Origin of the sequence: Bartonella sp. AP30XZML, from assembly GCF_042195945.1 — a bacterium.
In the GTDB taxonomy this organism is placed as follows: domain Bacteria; phylum Pseudomonadota; class Alphaproteobacteria; order Rhizobiales; family Rhizobiaceae; genus Bartonella.
Map to the genome: position 1 here is coordinate 1 of NZ_JBHIPJ010000025.1, position 18,074 is coordinate 18,074.

Annotated in this window: 26 protein-coding genes and 1 pseudogene; all 27 read right to left on the reverse strand. The window is 46.3% G+C overall.

The features are described 5' to 3' along the window. On the reverse strand, positions 1-1,088 hold a 1,088-nt coding region (locus ACFIL2_RS01230; RefSeq protein WP_375681671.1), incomplete at its 3' end, for a phage tail protein. Continuing rightward, the gene (locus ACFIL2_RS01235) at positions 1,088-1,954 is read right to left on the reverse strand and encodes a baseplate J/gp47 family protein (RefSeq protein ID WP_375680583.1); all 867 of its coding nucleotides are present in this window, start codon (positions 1,952-1,954) and stop codon (positions 1,088-1,090) included. The genes ACFIL2_RS01230 and ACFIL2_RS01235, both read right to left, overlap by 1 nt. After that, positions 1,947-2,327, reverse strand: a complete 381-nt coding sequence (locus tag ACFIL2_RS01240) for a GPW/gp25 family protein (protein WP_375633729.1) — start codon at positions 2,325-2,327, stop codon at positions 1,947-1,949. Before ACFIL2_RS01240 ends, ACFIL2_RS01235 begins: the two co-directional genes overlap by 8 nt. Positions 2,328-2,330: 3 nt before the next feature. Next, a complete protein-coding gene (locus ACFIL2_RS01245) occupies positions 2,331-2,531 on the reverse strand; it encodes a hypothetical protein (RefSeq protein WP_375680582.1) in 201 nt (66 codons plus the stop codon). 12 nt (positions 2,532-2,543) lie between these two features. Beyond that, positions 2,544-3,137 carry a baseplate assembly protein gene (locus ACFIL2_RS01250; protein ID WP_375680581.1) on the reverse strand — a complete coding sequence of 198 codons (594 nt, stop codon included), beginning with the start codon at positions 3,135-3,137 and terminating at the stop codon, positions 2,544-2,546. After that, positions 3,130-3,654, reverse strand: a complete 525-nt coding sequence (locus ACFIL2_RS01255) for a hypothetical protein (RefSeq protein ID WP_375680580.1) — start codon at positions 3,652-3,654, stop codon at positions 3,130-3,132. Before ACFIL2_RS01255 ends, ACFIL2_RS01250 begins: the two co-directional genes overlap by 8 nt. Further along, on the reverse strand, positions 3,651-4,145 hold the full coding sequence (locus ACFIL2_RS01260) for a phage virion morphogenesis protein (RefSeq protein ID WP_375680579.1): 495 nt from the start codon (positions 4,143-4,145) through the stop codon (positions 3,651-3,653). Before ACFIL2_RS01260 ends, ACFIL2_RS01255 begins: the two co-directional genes overlap by 4 nt. A 1-nt stretch (position 4,146) precedes the next feature. Next, the gene (locus tag ACFIL2_RS01265) at positions 4,147-4,569 is read right to left on the reverse strand and encodes a gp436 family protein (RefSeq protein WP_375627422.1); all 423 of its coding nucleotides are present in this window, start codon (positions 4,567-4,569) and stop codon (positions 4,147-4,149) included. Positions 4,570-4,584: 15 nt separating this feature from the next. After that, positions 4,585-5,550: pseudogene (locus ACFIL2_RS01270) on the reverse strand (capsid protein). Positions 5,551-5,562: 12 nt separating this feature from the next. Beyond that, entirely contained in the window at positions 5,563-5,904 is a 342-nt protein-coding gene (locus tag ACFIL2_RS01275; RefSeq protein WP_375680578.1) for a hypothetical protein, read from the reverse strand. Further along, the gene (locus tag ACFIL2_RS01280) at positions 5,901-6,944 is read right to left on the reverse strand and encodes a phage protease (protein ID WP_375680577.1); all 1,044 of its coding nucleotides are present in this window, start codon (positions 6,942-6,944) and stop codon (positions 5,901-5,903) included. Before ACFIL2_RS01280 ends, ACFIL2_RS01275 begins: the two co-directional genes overlap by 4 nt. Before the next feature lie 607 nt (positions 6,945-7,551). Beyond that, on the reverse strand, positions 7,552-8,757 hold the full coding sequence (locus tag ACFIL2_RS01285) for a phage minor head protein (RefSeq protein WP_375680586.1): 1,206 nt from the start codon (positions 8,755-8,757) through the stop codon (positions 7,552-7,554). Next, the gene (locus ACFIL2_RS01290) at positions 8,750-10,351 is read right to left on the reverse strand and encodes a DUF935 domain-containing protein (RefSeq protein ID WP_375680576.1); all 1,602 of its coding nucleotides are present in this window, start codon (positions 10,349-10,351) and stop codon (positions 8,750-8,752) included. The genes ACFIL2_RS01285 and ACFIL2_RS01290 overlap by 8 nt, the downstream gene beginning before the upstream one ends. Before the next feature lie 12 nt (positions 10,352-10,363). After that, positions 10,364-11,986 carry a hypothetical protein gene (locus ACFIL2_RS01295; RefSeq protein ID WP_375680575.1) on the reverse strand — a complete coding sequence of 541 codons (1,623 nt, stop codon included), beginning with the start codon at positions 11,984-11,986 and terminating at the stop codon, positions 10,364-10,366. Then, positions 11,979-12,560, reverse strand: coding sequence for a phage protein Gp27 family protein (locus tag ACFIL2_RS01300; protein WP_375640678.1), 582 nt, complete (start codon positions 12,558-12,560; stop codon positions 11,979-11,981). The genes ACFIL2_RS01295 and ACFIL2_RS01300 overlap by 8 nt, the downstream gene beginning before the upstream one ends. Beyond that, on the reverse strand, positions 12,523-12,879 hold the full coding sequence (locus ACFIL2_RS01305) for a hypothetical protein (RefSeq protein WP_375607967.1): 357 nt from the start codon (positions 12,877-12,879) through the stop codon (positions 12,523-12,525). Before ACFIL2_RS01305 ends, ACFIL2_RS01300 begins: the two co-directional genes overlap by 38 nt. Then, a complete protein-coding gene (locus tag ACFIL2_RS01310; protein ID WP_375607966.1) occupies positions 12,876-13,190 on the reverse strand; it encodes a DUF2730 family protein in 315 nt (104 codons plus the stop codon). The genes ACFIL2_RS01305 and ACFIL2_RS01310 overlap by 4 nt, the downstream gene beginning before the upstream one ends. Beyond that, positions 13,187-13,402, reverse strand: coding sequence for a hypothetical protein (locus tag ACFIL2_RS01315; RefSeq protein ID WP_375607965.1), 216 nt, complete (start codon positions 13,400-13,402; stop codon positions 13,187-13,189). Before ACFIL2_RS01315 ends, ACFIL2_RS01310 begins: the two co-directional genes overlap by 4 nt. Then, the gene (locus ACFIL2_RS01320; RefSeq protein WP_375680574.1) at positions 13,395-13,733 is read right to left on the reverse strand and encodes a hypothetical protein; all 339 of its coding nucleotides are present in this window, start codon (positions 13,731-13,733) and stop codon (positions 13,395-13,397) included. The genes ACFIL2_RS01315 and ACFIL2_RS01320 overlap by 8 nt, the downstream gene beginning before the upstream one ends. Further along, entirely contained in the window at positions 13,726-14,013 is a 288-nt protein-coding gene (locus ACFIL2_RS01325; protein ID WP_375618800.1) for a hypothetical protein, read from the reverse strand. The genes ACFIL2_RS01320 and ACFIL2_RS01325 overlap by 8 nt, the downstream gene beginning before the upstream one ends. Next, on the reverse strand, positions 14,010-14,591 hold the full coding sequence (locus ACFIL2_RS01330; RefSeq protein WP_375618799.1) for a glycoside hydrolase family 19 protein: 582 nt from the start codon (positions 14,589-14,591) through the stop codon (positions 14,010-14,012). Before ACFIL2_RS01330 ends, ACFIL2_RS01325 begins: the two co-directional genes overlap by 4 nt. An 87-nt stretch (positions 14,592-14,678) precedes the next feature. Beyond that, positions 14,679-15,086 (reverse strand): helix-turn-helix domain-containing protein, encoded by a 408-nt coding sequence (locus tag ACFIL2_RS01335; protein ID WP_375614061.1) that lies wholly within the window; start codon positions 15,084-15,086, stop codon positions 14,679-14,681. A gap of 6 nt (positions 15,087-15,092) precedes the next feature. Beyond that, positions 15,093-15,710: a regulatory protein GemA gene (locus ACFIL2_RS01340; protein WP_375680573.1), complete on the reverse strand. Its 618-nt coding sequence runs from the start codon at positions 15,708-15,710 to the stop codon at positions 15,093-15,095. Between the two features lie 9 nt (positions 15,711-15,719). Further along, positions 15,720-16,343 (reverse strand): DUF3164 family protein, encoded by a 624-nt coding sequence (locus tag ACFIL2_RS01345; RefSeq protein ID WP_375679960.1) that lies wholly within the window; start codon positions 16,341-16,343, stop codon positions 15,720-15,722. After that, positions 16,327-16,605 carry a hypothetical protein gene (locus tag ACFIL2_RS01350; RefSeq protein ID WP_375677135.1) on the reverse strand — a complete coding sequence of 93 codons (279 nt, stop codon included), beginning with the start codon at positions 16,603-16,605 and terminating at the stop codon, positions 16,327-16,329. The genes ACFIL2_RS01345 and ACFIL2_RS01350 overlap by 17 nt, the downstream gene beginning before the upstream one ends. Continuing rightward, on the reverse strand, positions 16,605-16,868 hold the full coding sequence (locus ACFIL2_RS01355) for a hypothetical protein (protein ID WP_375680572.1): 264 nt from the start codon (positions 16,866-16,868) through the stop codon (positions 16,605-16,607). The genes ACFIL2_RS01350 and ACFIL2_RS01355 overlap by 1 nt, the downstream gene beginning before the upstream one ends. Then, positions 16,865-17,896, reverse strand: coding sequence for an AAA family ATPase (locus ACFIL2_RS01360; RefSeq protein WP_375680571.1), 1,032 nt, complete (start codon positions 17,894-17,896; stop codon positions 16,865-16,867). The genes ACFIL2_RS01355 and ACFIL2_RS01360 overlap by 4 nt, the downstream gene beginning before the upstream one ends. Positions 17,897-18,074 lie beyond the last annotated feature (178 nt).

The window sequence follows — 18,074 nt, forward strand, 5'->3', positions numbered from 1 at the left end:
TTGAATTGTTCGCGAACATCAGCACGCAAAGGAATGTTGACCGGTGTTTTGAGAATTTCTACACCACCACGCAGTTCATGAGCTCCAAGCCAAAGCTTGCCAGGAGGGGTTTGTTGTGCAAGAGAGCCATGAACGAGAAGGGAAACAGCGGCGGCTTGTTTGTCCTCAACATCATGAAAGTCTGTGCGGGCTGCCAGAAACAACAGAGTGCCGGTTGGGGAAGGGTTAAATCTGTTGCCACAATGGTTGTAAACACCCTCTAAAACCTGCTCTACAGGCTGGATAATGTTGCATCGGCGATACCCAATCAGAGTATTGTTTGCGTCTCTTAAAGCCAAATAAAGGGGACGATTTTGGAACCACTCTGCCATGAGTATATCGCGTTCATGTTTTTTGACCGAACACCAGGGAAAATTTGCCAAATCCCAAGGGTAATCAATTTGGTTCCAGCTTAACTCCTCGTCAAAGTCATCCATCCAATTGCCAATAAGCTTGCCTTCTTCTTTTGTGAGGGTATGATTGATTTCTGTTGTGCATCCAAAGGAAAACAAAGTTCCCCCAGCTGTAAGACAGATGCCACTCTCAAAATCCAACATGCTGTCATCAAGGCGTGACATATTGCCTTCAACAGCTCCAACATCATACCCATAAACACCACGACGAAAATCAGAGCGCAAACTTTTGGAAAGTCTCACGATTGCTTCAACGGCTTCAAGCTGTGTTCGTTCAGGCAACTGGTTAAATTCAAGTTGAAAGGAATTCCACCATGCACGCTCTGACCATGCGGGCTTAAAACGCGCGGAAAGCTCTAACCATCTCAACCCCATCTCTATTGCCGCAAGGGAGCCGCGAATATTTTGCCATGCAAGTCCTTGGTCAATCAAATCATAAGAGTTAGAGAAATAAGGGCTTAATTCTTGCAAACCATATTCATCAATGAGAGAGGGTAACCAAGAAGGGGGGCGCGTGATTAATTTGGCACGGGAAATATCTTCGAGTGCCCTTTTAACTTGAGGATCAACAGCCATTGCGTCAGCAAGACAACGTTCAAACAAGCTTGAATTTGGGGGCAAAAGTGAGGAAAGCATCAATAAGCACGCCCCCGTTCAGACAAGACAATATCCCCCAAAGCTACAGCTTCATCAGGTGCGACCAAAATATCCTCACAAGGGTGCGTTATGTTCACATGGTGAACGCCCTCAACCATCAGGTGGCTTAGTATCCAACTTAAAGACAGATCACGCCCAAGCCTTTGCGCACGCGCCCATTCTGCTCTTAAATTCTGCTCCGCTCTTTCCAAAACAAAGGAGCCTTCATCCGGTAACAACCAAAAATCAGCAGAAACATTGATCATCCGCTGTACCGCGCTTTTCACAAGGATGTGGTCATTGGTCATTTTAACATGGGGGGCATCAAGGGCTGCTTGCACCTTGGCAATTAAAGCCTCATCAGCCACCCCTGAAGGGGCGTCACTGAAAAGCGCAACATGAATAAGCGGACTTTTACCCTCACGATAAACAAAAGCATCTTTGACATGGATATCGCTTGAGAGGGCAAAATATTGATAACGTGGCGCTGTGCCACCTGTGGAATGCCCTTGTCTATTCAAACGAATGCGGCGGCGCAAACGCTCATCATCTTCATCCAAAAGGCGCGTGACCCCATGAAAATCCCCCAAATGATCTAAACTTGTTCCACGCGCAAATGTGAGTAAATTATCTCGCGCCACTTCATTAATTCGCTGGCGCAAGAGCAACTCTTCATAAGCCGCCGCTTGTAATTGAATGACCACCGGATCATAAGCCGTCTTTTCCACATTATAAGGAATATGATGCGCCGCAAAAAGCTCAGTCAAACGCGTGATCTTTTGCTCTAAAATTGCTTCAACAGAAAGCTCTTCAATAATTTGTGGCAGAGGGAGTTGTGGAATGGATAAAGGTTCAAACTCAGTCATCACCAACCTCTAAATTGATGCTCATTGGCTCTTTATGTGACCAATCCCCCAAATGCCCATTGGGATAAAAAACACCCGTTAAAACAAAATGGAATGTGCCTTCACGCGTTGCTTTTGTCAGATCAATCCTCTGCAACGAAAACCCAGGCTCTCCACACTCTGGATCATCGAGTGCTTCAACAATTGCTTGATAAAGCTGCATCATCGTCGCAGGATCAGCATTGGCATCTTGGAATGCTCCAACATCACATCCATAATGACGACGCAAAACCCGTGTCCCAATTCTTGTCGTCAGACATTTACGGAGTGACTGTTGACAATGCGCAAAGCCATATAAAAGAGAGCCATCCTTTTCGCTCATCCCGCACCGCATGCTTTAAGCTCCTTTGCTTGTCTTTGTGGTAGAAACAGTTGGGGCCGCTGCAACAACAGGGGCTGTTTTTTCAGCGATCTGACCAAGCAGCAACGGATATTTAGCCTCTTCCTCACTTAAACAAATTTCCTCACCCTTGCCCGGTGAACGCTTGCCTGCAACAAAATCGGCATTGGTTAAAATAACATAAGTGTTCTCACGCATGATAAAACTCCTTTAAAGAGGGGAAGAGGTTGTGGAGGGACCCATTTTGACCCCACCGTGTTTGTGGCTTGCGCCAACAGATTTTTGATTGTGCTGCAAATCTTCTGCTTGAATATGCACACTGCCCGTTAATTCAACACGGGTTGCTTGATGAGAAAGCACCAAACCTTGTGCACTCAAATGAATTTGATTTTCCCCATGGGAGAGAATGAGCTCATCTTTTGTCATCCGCAAAGCGCCACCCGCATAACACAGAGCAAGTTCTTGCGGCGAGCGTGCGGGATTAGGTGCATCCTCACTATAGCTATCGCGCACCACCAGAGAGGCAGAACCAATTTCGCCATGGGGATTTAACAACCGCACCGGATCACCAACATGGAGGGGCATATTGCTTGAGAGAGTGCCAGAAGCTTCTTGCGCTTGTAGCCAAGGCGATAAAACCGCTTGTCCATTGGAACCCTGTTCGGAAAGTTTCACCCGCACCCTATGGCCATCAACTTGCACAACCCGCCCGATCATGTGCTGGTTGGCAAGACAGCGTTCAAGCGCATCAAGACGCTTCATGATTTGTCGAAAGGTATCACTTAAGAGATGTGCATCATTCATGCCCCACCTCATTGTCCCATGAAATCAAACCACTTTTGAGTTGTCCTTCATCACAAAAAATATCATGTCCCAACTGATGCAAATCTTGGTGCCATTCCACCACACTGATCGATACACCACGCTGCTTAATCGCCGCAGAGATAATCGGTTCAATCTGGACATCCCGCGGGACACTCAAATGTGTTAAGCCCCACAATTGCCCGCTATGGCATAAAACCGCGATAGCTTCTGCTAAAAGCCAACTTTGGATATCACGCTCTTTGCCCGTGGTAATAATAAAAGCCCCTAAATGAAGATCCGCACTCATGTGTCCAGAAGCCACAGAAGTTAAGCGACTTTCTAACACCGCAACACGCACAGCTGGTGCCACAAGCATTTGTGTTTCCAGTTCTTCTAAATTAAAGCGTCCAAATTGACAGGCGCAATCACGCACATCCGGCAAAGCGCCTTTAAGGCTTCTTATCACCGCTTCACGAAACGCATTAATCCGCCCTGCTTGCTTGACCATTTGACTCATGAAAAGACCCTTCCCAACCAATCTTCTGCCGCTTTGACAATTTCCACTTTATTCTGCTCTGAAAGCCCTAAATAAGGGCGTGCCGGCATGGTCACTTGAGGCACACAAACAAAACGCTGTGCTTTGCTGCTTTTAAGGAAAAAGCGCAATGTCTTGCCCTTTTTGGGGCGAATAACCCCTCCCAATTGATGAATCCGCGCATAAACCAACCCACTCCCCACAATCACCTTTTCTGGTGAAGCCTTCATATCAATGGAGCGTGAAAGCGCCCCACTGGCAAAAAGAATGGAGGTACGGGCATGGTTGTTTTTCCACTTTTCTCCTTGGGGGGAGGTTTTTTCACTTTGAATCCGCCGTCTAGTACTCTCTTGGATAAGGCGCCCAACCCCTTGTGCTAAAGTTCCCATCGGGGCATAAGCCCTCTTTTGTAAAAAGGATAAAGCCGCTTCAAGCCCTGTCTCTTTAATCTCAATATGGGTTGAAACAGACATGTTATCTTCCCATCAAACGCGGCTTAGCATGGAAAAAAGCCCCATCACGCACGGGACCATCTTCGCTCATAATTTTAGGCTCATCTATGCCTAAACCCGCTTTGCCTTCCGCAATGCGTTTCAAGAGTTCAACCGCCTGTTTGTAACGATCTTCAATGGTCGTGGTCAGTGCCGTATGGCGTATGGCTAAATTATAAACAGCAATATTGACACAGATCATCCCCAGAGCCGCCGGCTGTCCAGCAATGGGGACGCAGTAGCGATGAGACAGATGCACATCAATCTCACCGCTTGCCTGTTCGAGCGCGCGGGCAATGGCTTGCTCTGAAAAAACTGGATCAGAACTCTCATCCATCCCGCACAAATCATCCAAGAAGTCATCACCCCAGAGCTCTTCAATCAATGTTTTGCTTGCATAAGCCATGTTTAAAAGTTTCCCTTAGACAACTTCTTGCAACAAAACGCCGGCATCTTTTGCAGCGACCAATTCACACACGCGTTCCCCCACACGCACCCGTTTACCGCCTGATAAGCCGATATCTGGATCATTGATCACTCCAGACAAACGTTCACCCAACTAGGCACTAAAGCCCCAACTGATGACCGATCCATCTGCCTGTTGTTTGGTGGGGTCAATATAAAGCAGTGCAATCTTATTGCCCCAAACGCGTGCCAATTGTGCCGAACGCCCTTTACGTGCCAAATTCACTTGCGATTCACCAATGAGTAAACGATCGGGGTGTATTTCCATCAGATCAGCAAATTGCGCCTTGGTGACAAAACCATCAGCAGTGCCACCCCCTTTAACGGCTTTAATGATTTTGGGATGACGTTTGAGTTTTGACCAAACAACTTTACCCATCACAATGGTGTTGGGCGTATAGACGAGACTTTTATCCATCGCTTCATCTAAAGTGGCATAAGGGTCAGATTTTTCATAGTCACTGAATTTATTCTCACCTTTGAGAGTTATCACGCGCTCTGGTGCGTAATTTTCACTTCTTTGCACAAGGGCTGCAACACGCACTTCACGCCCCAATTCTAGCAAATTGGCAAGTCCCTCTACAGCTGTCTTTTCGGGGTTATAACGAGAGCGTCGCTCCGCCCGTGCGCGTGCCGCTGCTTCAATATCTGAATTGGGGATAAGATCATCAAGTCCGTAATCTTTGACACTGGCTTCCCGTTCAAAGGCAGAAAATTCCACCACATTCGGGCGCCCTTTTCGCCCAACCTCAAGTTCAGGCACGGTAAAATTTTCTGCTAAAGGAAATTCACTATATTTAAACACCTCACTTAAAACACCAACACGGGGTAAAACTCTATCGCCAATAAGAGAGCCTGCTGGATTGCGATACCCAATAGCAATAGCCGTTAAGGTTGGATCAATAGGAAAAGGTCTGTTCATCATAAGCCTCGATTAATTAATTTTAAAAGAAATAACATCACCAGCAGAACCATCACTCATGGCAATACCAATCGTGCGATCTGCGGCTTCCGCTTTAATGGCGTGCCCTTTGGGGTCAGAGGTCAAAAAATCACCAAAGGAAACATTGCCCCCACAGATCACTTCGCCCCAGCCACATTGACCAACATCAAGCATCTCACCAGCCTTTGCTCCACAAGAGCCCGCAGTGCCTAATAATTTATCACCCTTTCCAGAAGCCGTTGCCACCATTCCCTCGCTACGCGCTGCAACAATACAATAAGGTGAGATCACATCTATGGCGCGAAAAGATTTAATTAAAATCATCGTACTCATGATTGGCGCTCCTTTTGTTCACAAATATAATCAACTGCTTGGCTAATGGTGATATCCCAGCCTTTTTGCTTCTGCTCTTCCTGATAATGGCGTGCCGCAACAGCAATCTCTTCTGGCGCAAGCTTTGGTTCTTGCTTGAGACAAGAGTTCTCCAAAGGACTCCTAGCGGCAAGAGCCGGCAACTTCTCAACCAAACTTTTAAAATGCTCCATGCCCCCTTTAAGGCTACAGAGCGCACGATACTCCTCGCGGGCAGCCGGCAAAATTTTGCCCTCTTCAATAGCCTTGTCTAAAAGGCTCTCAATAGCCGTATTTTTCTGCTCTTCTTGCAAAAACGCTAAATCTTCTCGCGCTTTTGTCAATTGAGCACAAAGTTCCACGCGTTCTTTTTCGCGCGCTTTAAGCGTTGCTAAAATCTCATCCGCTTTAGCATCTTCTGCCAGCTCCAGAGCACTGGCAATGGCTGTCAAATCCATCATTTTCTCCGTCAAAGTTATAGGGGAAGGCTGTTCACGGCTTAAAGCCGTCATGACAAGGGCTGGACGATTGACCAGTCCAGCACCGGCTAAATTTAAAATTTCACCTTTCTTCGAATGGCGAAACTCCGGCGAAAGATAGCGATATTCTTGGGAAACAATCTTTTTAGCGGCCATATCCGTCCATTTAACCCGCCCCCAAATCGCACCATCCCGCTCTGCTAATTCTTCAATCCAGCCACTTGCCGGCGCTTCTAAACCATTTTTCGCACGGTGATGTTGCCCATGTTCATAATCAATCACAAGCGGTCCTTTATTGGCTGCAAAAGCTTTTAAAATGGTTTGCGGACGATAATGCCATTCTCGTCCATCACGTGCCTTCACATGGGGCGCTTTGGGCAACAACTCTACCCACTCAGGCGCTTGGCTAATGGTGGCGTCTTCACATGAAATGTCTTGGCATAAAACGTCTGGACAGAGATCTATTAACGCAGCATGAAATGTCCCATCATAAAATGTCTGGGCATCCCCATCTTTTTGATCTTCGTGAAATTCCTGTTCCATACATTGCCTATTGCTTTACAATTGTCATTGGCAATACAATGCATGAAACTTACTCCCACTATAAGTCTGACACTGTCAGTCAAAAGAGCATTTCTCAAAAAAGCACTCTTTTCCCTATTCTTCTCCTTGTGAGAGAACCCCCCGTACCAAACCATCCCATAAAATCGTTTTCAAAGGCACTTCAAAGACGATAGAGCGCCGTTGTGAAGTGAGAGGTACAATTTATCGCCTTATACAAAAAAGCCTCTCTCAAGCCGTTTTTTTTAAGATTGCTTTTTGGCTTAAAAACATTATATCATTGAATGTAAGGCGTGAGCCAGTTTTGCCAGGACGGTTTTACCGGATCTGCGAGGATTTGACCGCCCTCCACGCCTTCTTATTTTCTCACGCATCGACTCTCTTCACAAAAGCCAACATGGTTTTTCTCAAGTCGTTTTTTGAGAGATTGCTTTTAAACTTTTAAACTGTTACATTATCTTCGAGGCGTCAGCCAGTTATACCAGGACGGCTTTACCGGATCTGCGAGGAGTTGACCGCCCTCCACGCCTTCTCATTTTCCTCGCCTCTTTTCCGTTAAGAACACAAGACTTTCTTCCTGTTGTTTTCTTTACAACAACCTCTCGCCCTTTTTTTCAGCCGCATCCAATAAGCGTCCAATTTCTCTAGAGCTTTTTTTATGCATGGAAGTCAACCACCATTCTTGTTTGCTTGCTACGAATTTAACCGCTAAGCGCCACCATACCCCATCATTTTCACCCAAAAACACAACGCTCGGTACACCTTTTCGCCTGATAATGCCATGAGGTTTTATGAATGTTTGAATGGCGCCACGAAAATCATCCAAGCGAAGATCACGCGCTTGATGCTCTAACAAAATATGTTTCACACTGTCTGAAGATAAGCGAATAAGAGAACCGTCCGCTGCAAAAACATCACCCACCTTTTGCGCCATTGGGGCAATAGGAATAAATCCGCGAGGCATACGTCCCTCAAACATCGCTTCCAAAAGCGGCGAACCCACAATATCTTCAATGGCAATGCGTTTTCGATTGTCCCCCATCACAGAGACTTTATCACTCAAAAAACGGCTTAAATTTTGCGCGCGATGTTTCCCAGGATTAGAATGCCAACCAGGATCAATCCCCTTTGGTATCTTCTCAACTTTCCCCGTTCGCTTATTGTGCCAAACTTTCTGTTCCACTTGAAGTGGTAGCGAATCCTCTTCATAGCCTAAATTGTCTGCCTCATAACGGCTTACCTGTCGCACACTGCATTTACACCGCCAGCCATTGGGCGGATAAAGCCAATCCCAAACCGGATCATCAACAGGTGCGGTAAACCCCACCCAACTTTCATGTTCTAAACGTTTATGTTCTGAACTGGACAAAGCATAAGTGAGATAGGGCAAAAATTCTTTATTATTTTGTGTGCGCTCCCACTCACCTGCTGCATGCGCACTCATGGTATTGGCCCAATAGACCGTCTCTAAGCGTCGCGGGCTGCCCAATTGTACCACGCTCTTTTCACCAGTTTTGGGGTCAATGCTGGTCTTTTTACCCCACCAACCCTTTTCTTGTAAAATCGGCATCAGATTTTTTTGAAACTCTTGAAAAGGAACTTGATGCTTTATGGCTTCTCCAACCGCTTGTTGAAAATCTTCTAAAATGTCATAGCCTAGCGATTTTGCCACCGTAAAGGAAAAGGCATGTTCTTCTGGGGCTATATCACGCCAATCAAAGCTTGGAACAAGTGCCTTGGCTTCAAAATAACGGGTGACCTCTTTAGGGGCGGTTTTAAAAAGTTCCTCATCCATGATACCCAAGCCCACGTGCAATCATTTGCACCTTTGCCAAGCGTGCTGCTAATGCGTGATGATCCATCTCACCCAATAATTCATCTAAGCCTTTTAGGATATCCTCATAACTTTTAGCCTCTCTCACAAGCTTTTTAAAAGGCTCTAAAAGGGGTTCTAAATCCTCTTCCCAGTCGCTTAAAGCTTCTTGTGAAAGCCGGTCCAATTCGTCGTGATGTTTCCCACCCTGCTCTTTTCCACCCTTGTCCTCTCTTGTCACAGAAACATCAAAAACACCTCCACAATCAGCACAAACATGAGCTTTTTGTCTTGCCTCACCATCCTCTTGTCCCCTCTCATCATCAAGCGAATTATCAGGAGCCTTTAAAACATCCTCTTCCTTTTTTGGTTGCGAAAAGCCAATCTTATTGCGCACTTCTTGCGCCCCAACACGCAAACCCAAGGGCACAAGTTTTTCCAAAGCGTCACTGATGGCTTTAATATCTTCATTTTCTGAAATCGGCCAATAGACAAGGGGAGTGCGCTCTTGGCGCCCAAAATTAATCTCAACAAAGGGCACAATCAAATCACGATTAGCTGTCAAGGCTAATTGGCGTGCATCAGCTCTTGCAATATCATGGCGTACATTTTCATGAATGCGTGCTTGCGAAAAGGACGAACCATCATCCGTCGTCATGGTTTGCCCCAATACCCCTTTAGAAATCTGCCGATCTAAATATTCCGCTTTGACACCAAAAACCGCATTGCCACTGCCCCCTGCCGCTTCAATAAATTCAATCTCCATTTCTTTGGGAATAATCGCTGCCGCATCACTGGATAAATCACGCACCGCTTGAATGAGAACCCGCCGTTCCTCATGAGAAGAACTTGCCCCATATTTACCCACACGCAAAGGCATGCCATAAACTTCTAAGAAAGCCATCCAATCTTTCAAGGTATAAGACTTAAACAAAAATGCCCAAGCTGCAAGCCGCGCAAGCCCAGAACGAATAGGCAAACCGCTTTTCAACTTGGGTCTGTGAATAGAAAATTTATAAGCAGGCAATTCACTTCCATTAAAAGACCCCTCTTCTTTTAAACGCAAATGAAAACCATCCCGCCGATCCAATTGAAAAAACCGCTGGTCACGCCATTTCCAAGCAACCGGCCACCATTCCTTGGCACTCTTGTCCCACAAAGTTTCAACAACCGCATAGCCTTTTCCCAAAGCATCTAACAAATCCGTGACATAATCATCAACAAAGGTAGGCGCACTAATCACTTCCCGCACCGCATCTGCTATCTTTTTGTCCTGTGCACTGTTGCTTGCGGCAATCACTCCAGGCTCCACCCCTGTGAGAGCATTTTTACGCATGCCAAGCACAGCACGATAATGCAAATCACGCTCTTCCATATCATCGGCAAGTTGAAAAAACTGCTCTGGATGCCCCCGTGCTGCCTGTTGCAAAATATCAGCAAGTTGCGCAGGGGTCAGACCACTGACAATGGTTTGTGACCATACATCACGAACACCGCCAACGGTAGGGCTTGCAACTTCTCGCTCCAACCCTTTGATATTAAGCGCCCTGCCCCACTGATCTAAAAGTTTTACCATCTCATCATCCCATCAATAAATCTTTGATCGCATTGTTGAAAAAAAAGGCGTTGAAAAGAGCGAGCTTTCATCAAAACGATAAGCCTCTCTCACAGGTGTATAATCATAAATTTCAGGAGTTTGGCGGCTGGCAAAATAAGCCAAAGCGCAAGCAATCGCGCTATCACCATGGCGCATAAAACCGTCACTGCCTTTAAAACGGTGATTGTCTGGAATTTTCACAATGCCATTGACATAAGCAAGCGCTTGATGATCGGCAACAATGTCACTATCGCGCGGCAAAACAATCGTCCCATCCCCAAAAGCTTCTAAATAAGCCGGCATTTCCTTGCCATACCAACTTTGTGACAAGGGAACTTCCCTCACACAAGCCCCATAACGTTGCGCCGCTTTTTCGGCTAAATAAGCCCCATTGCCCCGCGCATCTAACGCGCCGCCCATCAAACGCGGCAAACCATTCACCCCATAAAATAAAATCTCTCTTTGTTGATCAAACGGCGTATTGCGCAATTCCACCATAAACCGTACACGGCGCACCAAATCTTGTCCCACCTCCATCACCACAATGGAGGTGGCATCACCACTGCGGGCAAAATCAACGCCAAAAACATGTTGGCGCCGCCGGTCAAGCCCAGCATGAAGAGGTTTTATATGCTTCTCACACCAAGCAAAAGCAGCAACACTTCGTTGATGTTCCGATTGATTTTTAAAATCATCCACACAAGCAAAACGCAACACCGCAATACCCGGAACACAACAATTTTCAATCTGCAAACGTGTTAAAGCCGCCCCTTCTTGGTCGGCTGGTATGGCATCTAATTCTTGGCGCATAGCAGCCAAACGCACCCCATAAGAGGCACGAATTTGCTCTTCCCATTGTTGCTCAGATGCTAAACTCCACACCTCCCCCTTCATGGCACAAACCCGTTTAAACAAGCCATTTTTAACAGCGACACCAAAGGGGTAACAATGCACCGAAAAAGGCACTTTGCCTGCTCGTGCTTCACGGATCAATTCATTGAAAGGATTGAGTACACCATTATGGGTGGAGATCACACGGATTTTTCCTCCCCAAATGAGCAAAGCATTGACAGCATCCAAAACAGCGCGCACATCTTGATGAAACGCCGCCTCATCAATCACTACAATGCCCTGTAACCCCCGAATGTTTTCAGGGCGGCTAGAAAGCGCCTCAACCCGAAATCCCGAAGCAAAACGCACCCGATAAGCAGAGATATATTTCGTTGAACCATCCGCCCTTTGATCAGAGAATAAAAATTCCTCCACATCCCCACTGTGGCTTGTAATGGCTCTGGCAAAATTGCTCACATAGCCAATAAATTCACGCCCCTTGTCTCTGGTGTCACCAATATAAAAAACATTATCGCCCCCTGCCTTAACGGTTGCCGCCGCAATAAGAGTATCATCCAAAGCTTCAGCAAAAGTAATACCGGTGCGCCGCCCCTTTTCCACCAATTTTAACGGTGATTTATCCTCAATCCATGCCCGTTGATGCGCCATCAAAACGCCTTCCGCTAAGGGATCACTCTCTTTGGGAAAAGCACTTTTCCGCCAAATATCAAAACCACCTTGATGATCAAAGACATGACTTTTTGAAAAGGGCTGTTCAGCCATGTTTTACCCCCAACACCTGCGCACGTATAGCCCGCGCTGTTTCTTCTGAGAGCCCCGCCGCTGCTGCTGCCACATCAACCGCTTTACTTGCTTTAGTGGTAAAATCTTTCTCTAATCTTTGCCGTCTGGTGGTCGACAAATGTTCAGCCGCCAAAACCCCTTTGAGCGCATTGGCTAATTCTTGTGCTGCTTTTGGCGAAAGGTTTTTCCCACTGCTCAACGTTGAAAAAATCAACTCCTTAATCGCTGCCGCCGTCAAAAGAGTGATATTATCAGAAGCTTTGGCATCAAAACGCTTGGAAAGGCTTGCGGCAATTTCTCTTGTCTGTTCTAGGCGCCGTGACATCACGGCTAGCCGCAAAGAATAACGATTAAAACTCGAAAAGGAGGGTATAGAAAAGCTTAAACCCGTTTCCTTTCGTAAAGCCTTCAAAGCTGCTTTAAATTCATCATAAATGGCTTTTTGCGTCTTTTCACGCCCGTTTAAAGCCTCAGCCGCCTCTGCAATGATTTGATCACAAGCTTGCGGCAATAAATCAATCGCCGTTAAACGTCCACGCCCGACCTTGCGCATCCTTCACCTCATATTTTATTGATGAACGTTTAGGCCGCTTAATCCCCTCAATGGAAAAGCTTCGGTCTAAATGACGTGCTCCCCGTTCTGTTAATGCCGCAAGAAAAACCGAACCCACACATTTTAACGTAACAGCACCTTGATCTTCCATCCATGCCAGTTCATTATGCACAAAGTCGCGATCGCGCCTGATGCCATAACTGTATAAAAGCCGCTCAATCATCGCACTCGATAAAGTTTCACTGCGCTCACAAGCAAGCCCTTTTAAAATAATCAACCGCGCTTCTTCACGGATGATTTTATCCATATCTGCTTTCATTTCTTGGCATTCTCCAACAAAAACTCTTGCAAGCGCTCACCAATGGCTGCCACCGGTTGTAATTGTGCAGAAAGCGTGTTGAGACGACCATTCAATTTCTCCATATTTACTTCCAATCTTTGCAGCGCATCACGATCAGGCAAAAAATCCATCTCTGTTTCTAACTTTTGCACACGCTCTTTAAGCGCCGTGATATCTTTCAGCATTTCCCGCGCACCGGAAGAAAAATAGGCTCTCAAAACCCCACAAATCGCAATAACCGATAACAATAAAGACAACCAGCCATTGGCAACACTGATATCCAAGTTCACTTAAAAGTCCCCTCTCTTGTGCCTAAAATCGCCCTCTCCGCAGCTTTTCTGCGCTGTTCACAAATCAATAAAGCAGCACGATCACGCCCCCAATAGTGCACCACTTCGCGCGCATTCAAAGCACGCTCTGGCAATAAAGCTGGGCGGGAACACGCCATGCGAACAACAGGCGGCAATTCAACCGATAAAAAATGATAAGAAAGGCTACCCACCGGCTTGTGTGTTGAGCAAGCGCACACGCTCAAGCCCAATGCCACCGACAGTAACCGGCAACTTCCCATTGACTTCCTCCATTTTGATAAGCTTTTGTTCTAAAGCCGAAATCACCCCTTGCGCTCGATGCTCAGCTTCCAACCCAGCTTGCCTTTGTCGCTCCAGATCAAGCTGTGCTTTTTCGGAAGCCTTGGCAATCTCCAACTGCCAATACAAATCACGCGCCTTTTCCGCTTTTAAAATTTGCGCTTTCATAAAGCCAAAAGCCGCCAACATCACACTGACAAAAAAAAGCAGACCAAAAGACAGTTTTGAAACAGCGCTAAACATTGCTTTTATCTCCCCACCCCGTTATCTCCACCCCATCATAGGAGCGGCTATGCCGCTTATGGGAATGTTTCCTATTAGAAAAATCCAACGAGCCAAAGCCACGATGCACCCCCAGATTGCCAACAATAATCGCCACCATCGAAGGAATAGAAATGCTCGCCATATCAACAATATGCGGAGCCCCCCACAAACCACCAGAAACGAGCAAAAAAATAACCCCCCAAGCAAACCAAAAAGACCACCATAAATAGAGCCTAGAACCACGATAAGAGGGCTTCATGCTTTCACCTCGCCTCCAAGCCCCAAAAGCTTTTTGGCGCGGTTCAAATAAATCAAACGTTGCACAAGTCCATTCTTGCCCCCATTGATCGCCTTGGTAATCCTGAGATAATCATCTTGATCAGCCAGCCTATTCAAGCCTTTCATTTGCCAAAACCAAACAGCAGACCAAAGCGCTGCTGGAAACTTTTCCAACTCTTCTGGAAAATCTTCACAATCAACCGCTTGTTTATCGACTGAGCACCAAAACCTCGTAAAACGGCGATAATTATTGCGCCCCGTCAACTGGATCAAACCACGCCCCTTAAAGCGCACCCCATCACCAGGGTTGATATTGCCTAAATCACGCCGCCCCTCATAAGCACGCCCAGAGGCATATTCACGCAGGGTAAAAAAGCCATCACTCTCATGGGCACATTGGCTTAAAAAATGTGCAATACGCAACGGTGTTGTGAGTGCCCCATAGGATAAAACTTCAGGCAACACGCGTGCCATTTCAACAATAATAAAATCTTGACGCGCATGATGCGCCAGTTTAGGCGCAAGGCGGTGAAGAAAAGAAGCATCTATTGAAATCATAACAAACCACTCAATGCATAAAAATCCATGCGCAGTTTATCGGATCTCCACCCCCCAATATAAGCCTGACACTGTCAGTCAAAACTCTCAATACTCATAAAACTCTGGAAATAACGAACCTTGTGGTTCTTGCAAAGATATTTTCTTCTTCAAGCGATAGGCTGTACGCACATGCATACCAGAAACAGCAGCGGCAGCATCCACCGACCAGCCTTTTTGCAACGCTTGCACCATTTTTTGCCGCCGTTCAGCATCTCTGCCAAGGGGGATAAGAAGGCGCACTCCCGAACCATTAAAACAAAAATAGTTGATCAATTGCTGCGCTTCTTCAAACCCAACAATCTCAATCAACCAATCCGCACTCTCAAGACGCCCAGGTATATAAACTTCTCGTCCACCAAAAGCCCGCATCATATTCCATGCTGCTTCACTGCCCGCAACATCAGCTATTTCACGCAATAAGGCAGGAAAATCGCTATAGACTTCCTCTTGCATACATGCTTACCCCTCGCTTTTTACACTTTTACGGATTTTCCGCCCCCAAACATTCATCACTTCTCTAAAATCGTTCCCATTCATCTCGCCCAAAGCTTTACCACTTAACGCCATAACACTTTGATGAAAAGCCCCAAGCTCAAACACAGCATCCGGATTTAAACACTTCCATTGGGCACATAAAATGGAAATGCTTGGTTTCTTCCTCCATGAATCTTCGCGGTTTTTCCCTCTCCAGTCAACCCCACCCTCACGCTGCAACCAACCTTTCAACGCCTCAATGGCTCTGCATGCATCATCGCTATCGCGTAAAAAGCGAATATGATCAACGCCTGTCTGTCTTTTCACAAAGGCAAGCAACGCCTTATCTGAACGATCACGAATAATGCCAAGATTCCATCCAGCAATCCAAAGCGCCTGGAGCTTCTTGGCATATTTACCCTCTAAAAGCTTCCCATTCGGCTTAAAACCAAACGCTTTCATTTCAGCGACGACTAAACGCTTCTCTAAAACACTCAAATCTTTCGCCGATTGCTTGCCTGTTAAGCGATAGAGCAGTGCGCGATAGGTCTCATCATCAAGACCTAACGCGCGTTTTCCCATATGAAGGACAGCTAAAGACATCTCACCCCCTCACGTCTTCGCCAGATCAATGGTCACAGCATGCCAAGCGCTTTCTAATGTTTCGCGCTCATAAAAACGCACATATTCCTTAGATGTCGTCACACGGATCGCTTCACGAATGGCACGCATCGCCTCTTTCCAGCGTGGATCATCAATATCCAAACGCAACAGCATAAAGATCTCCCCTCGATTCACCTTGCCTTCTTTATCCGTATTAAAAGCACGCGTAATAATCGCACGGATTTCAGGGCGCGCATCCGCAGACCATTCATTCAAACATTCATCAAGAAGGCTTTTGGCAATTTGCAATTGCGGTCCAAAATCAACACTTTCCTGAACTTGCACCTTAATACGTTGCAAACCATCAAAGCTTGTGTAAGTACAATTGCCCTTTTTGCCACGCCGCTCCACACCATATTCTTGCGCAAGCAAGCTATCAAAATCACTCAAATCCGCAATCGTATGGTTGTTAAAACGCGCAATCCTTGCCGATAATTCTTTCGCAAAACCCATAATTTTGCGTACCGTTTCATCCTCTAACAAATCCGCAGGGCGGATCAAACTTACCGGCACCAAAGCCCCTTTCGCATCCTTCATATAACGCGTACCTTCAAGTTCAATTTGTGGATTCATCACCAACTTCCTCCTGTGTTTTTTGAAAACGACGAAATGGCACAACATCCCCTGAAGAAGGCGCACATCCCGCTTTCAATTGCCAACGACACCGCATAAGCTCATGACCTAAAACGTGGTTATAGCCTGCCAAACGACGCAAATACTCATTCAATTCTCGAACATCTTGTCCATGCATAAAAATCCCATCCATTTCATGTTTTAACAAGGCAGAGCGCAAAGCAATCAAGCTATCTCTCACCATATAGGGGTTGCGTTCCATCATCTGCTTCCTCCAAAATCCATATAAATCACACGATTGCTCTCATCCGCATCAGAGCCTTCACACTCAGCCAAAACTTCTGAAACTTGGCCTTCCAAAATCGCATCGGCCTCCCCCAAACGGTGAACACTCAACTCCAATTCAAGCAATAACGCCAAATCAACACACAATTTAAGCTTTTCTCCAATATCAAAACCGCATTGATAATCGTCATAAAGACCAAAAAGCGTATCGGATAATTCTTTGTCGCATAAAGAGATCATGCCAATTCCTCCACGTCACGGTTTTTCCATGCCGCTTTGACATGTTTCAGGGTTACCTCACACCCATCTCCAAGCGCTGCCATGCGTGCCAACATCATGGTTTTGTCAATTTGCCGCAAAGCTCCAGCCTTTAAGCCTATCCCTGTCAAAAACTTTATCGCACCAACATCTTCAATCCCCCAATCATGAATGCGCGCCGCAATATCCTCACTATAGGGCTTGCGCCGTTTCAAATGCATCGCCAATCGGCTTTTAATTTGCGCATAAGAGGGACCATTTTGACGATGAACCAACCGTCCAGAGATTTCATCATTGCCAACCAAAGCCAACCCCGTACCATTGATATCAACAAAGTGGCGCAACTGATTAATCGCTTCATCCGTTAAATTTTGCGCCTCATCAACGATCAACAACGTGCCACTGCCCACGCGCTCTAACTTTTTGCCAATAGCACGCGTTAAGCGGGTGGGATTATATTCCACCACCTCCAATTCTGCTGCCATATCATTCAAAATACCGTGAACACTGCGCGTATGCGGGCTTGCTGTCACCAGATAAACATGCGGGCGGGTAGAGCGATAATGACGGCAGGTTTCGGTCTTACCACTGCCCGCATCAAGCGTAATCATCACCATATCCCCCGTACTTTGTGCCAGTGTAAAAGTATCAATGATCTCACTAGCAATTCGATTCCTCTGAAAAGCCGGCTTTTCAGGAATGCGCTCCAAAAAACCCGCTGTTTCCTTTAAAACCTCAACCCATTGTTGAACCTTTGCATTTTGCTTACCCAATTGCCCCGCATAACTGCCCGCATACCATTGCGAAAACGTCCCATCCGGCATGCCTATGCGTCGCGCCACCTCTGCTTTCGACCAATCATTCATTTGCCCCAAAGCTCTCACTGAATCCACAAGCTCATTCCATAAAGCAATGTCATCACTGTTGCGGTTTTGTGCTGTTCCATTGGGCTGGATTTTAGGTCGCGCCCAAGGATTTTTATCGACCGTTGCATTTATCGCGTTTTTCATGTATATTCCCCTTTCGTATTGATTTTAGACTATTGATAAGGGGAAGGGCTCCCACCCGCCCCTTATCTTTTGTCTTCAATGAACATTTAAAAGCCGTACGCGATACTAAAACGGCTAACCTTGCAAATCCCCTCTCTTTCTCACACATCAGGGAACTTGCTAACTCCACGCATCTCAC

Excerpts from the sequence above, each read along its gene's own strand:
- ACFIL2_RS01275 (WP_375680578.1), bottom strand. The coding sequence starts at position 5,904 with ATGAGTACGATGATTTTAATTAAATCTTTTCGCGCCATAGATGTGATC.
- ACFIL2_RS01280 (WP_375680577.1), bottom strand. The coding sequence starts at position 6,944 with ATGGAACAGGAATTTCACGAAGATCAAAAAGATGGGGATGCCCAGACA.
- ACFIL2_RS01325 (WP_375618800.1), bottom strand. The coding sequence starts at position 14,013 with ATGAAGCCCTCTTATCGTGGTTCTAGGCTCTATTTATGGTGGTCTTTT.
- ACFIL2_RS01260 (WP_375680579.1), bottom strand. The coding sequence starts at position 4,145 with ATGTCTGTTTCAACCCATATTGAGATTAAAGAGACAGGGCTTGAAGCG.
- ACFIL2_RS01245 (WP_375680582.1), bottom strand. The coding sequence starts at position 2,531 with ATGCGTGAGAACACTTATGTTATTTTAACCAATGCCGATTTTGTTGCA.
- ACFIL2_RS01235 (WP_375680583.1), bottom strand. The coding sequence starts at position 1,954 with ATGACTGAGTTTGAACCTTTATCCATTCCACAACTCCCTCTGCCACAA.
- ACFIL2_RS01320 (WP_375680574.1), bottom strand. The coding sequence starts at position 13,733 with ATGTTTAGCGCTGTTTCAAAACTGTCTTTTGGTCTGCTTTTTTTTGTC.
- ACFIL2_RS01360 (WP_375680571.1), bottom strand. The coding sequence starts at position 17,896 with ATGAAAAACGCGATAAATGCAACGGTCGATAAAAATCCTTGGGCGCGA.
- ACFIL2_RS01345 (WP_375679960.1), bottom strand. The coding sequence starts at position 16,343 with ATGAATCCACAAATTGAACTTGAAGGTACGCGTTATATGAAGGATGCG.
- ACFIL2_RS01355 (WP_375680572.1), bottom strand. The coding sequence starts at position 16,868 with ATGATCTCTTTATGCGACAAAGAATTATCCGATACGCTTTTTGGTCTT.
- ACFIL2_RS01285 (WP_375680586.1), bottom strand. The coding sequence starts at position 8,757 with ATGGATGAGGAACTTTTTAAAACCGCCCCTAAAGAGGTCACCCGTTAT.
- ACFIL2_RS01300 (WP_375640678.1), bottom strand. The coding sequence starts at position 12,560 with ATGCGCAAGGTCGGGCGTGGACGTTTAACGGCGATTGATTTATTGCCG.
- ACFIL2_RS01335 (WP_375614061.1), bottom strand. The coding sequence starts at position 15,086 with ATGCAAGAGGAAGTCTATAGCGATTTTCCTGCCTTATTGCGTGAAATA.
- ACFIL2_RS01240 (WP_375633729.1), bottom strand. The coding sequence starts at position 2,327 with ATGCGGTGCGGGATGAGCGAAAAGGATGGCTCTCTTTTATATGGCTTT.
- ACFIL2_RS01265 (WP_375627422.1), bottom strand. The coding sequence starts at position 4,569 with ATGGCTTATGCAAGCAAAACATTGATTGAAGAGCTCTGGGGTGATGAC.
- ACFIL2_RS01340 (WP_375680573.1), bottom strand. The coding sequence starts at position 15,710 with ATGTCTTTAGCTGTCCTTCATATGGGAAAACGCGCGTTAGGTCTTGAT.
- ACFIL2_RS01350 (WP_375677135.1), bottom strand. The coding sequence starts at position 16,605 with ATGGAACGCAACCCCTATATGGTGAGAGATAGCTTGATTGCTTTGCGC.
- ACFIL2_RS01295 (WP_375680575.1), bottom strand. The coding sequence starts at position 11,986 with ATGGCTGAACAGCCCTTTTCAAAAAGTCATGTCTTTGATCATCAAGGT.
- ACFIL2_RS01250 (WP_375680581.1), bottom strand. The coding sequence starts at position 3,137 with ATGAATGATGCACATCTCTTAAGTGATACCTTTCGACAAATCATGAAG.
- ACFIL2_RS01305 (WP_375607967.1), bottom strand. The coding sequence starts at position 12,879 with ATGAAAGCAGATATGGATAAAATCATCCGTGAAGAAGCGCGGTTGATT.
- ACFIL2_RS01255 (WP_375680580.1), bottom strand. The coding sequence starts at position 3,654 with ATGAGTCAAATGGTCAAGCAAGCAGGGCGGATTAATGCGTTTCGTGAA.
- ACFIL2_RS01290 (WP_375680576.1), bottom strand. The coding sequence starts at position 10,351 with ATGGTAAAACTTTTAGATCAGTGGGGCAGGGCGCTTAATATCAAAGGG.
- ACFIL2_RS01330 (WP_375618799.1), bottom strand. The coding sequence starts at position 14,591 with ATGATTTCAATAGATGCTTCTTTTCTTCACCGCCTTGCGCCTAAACTG.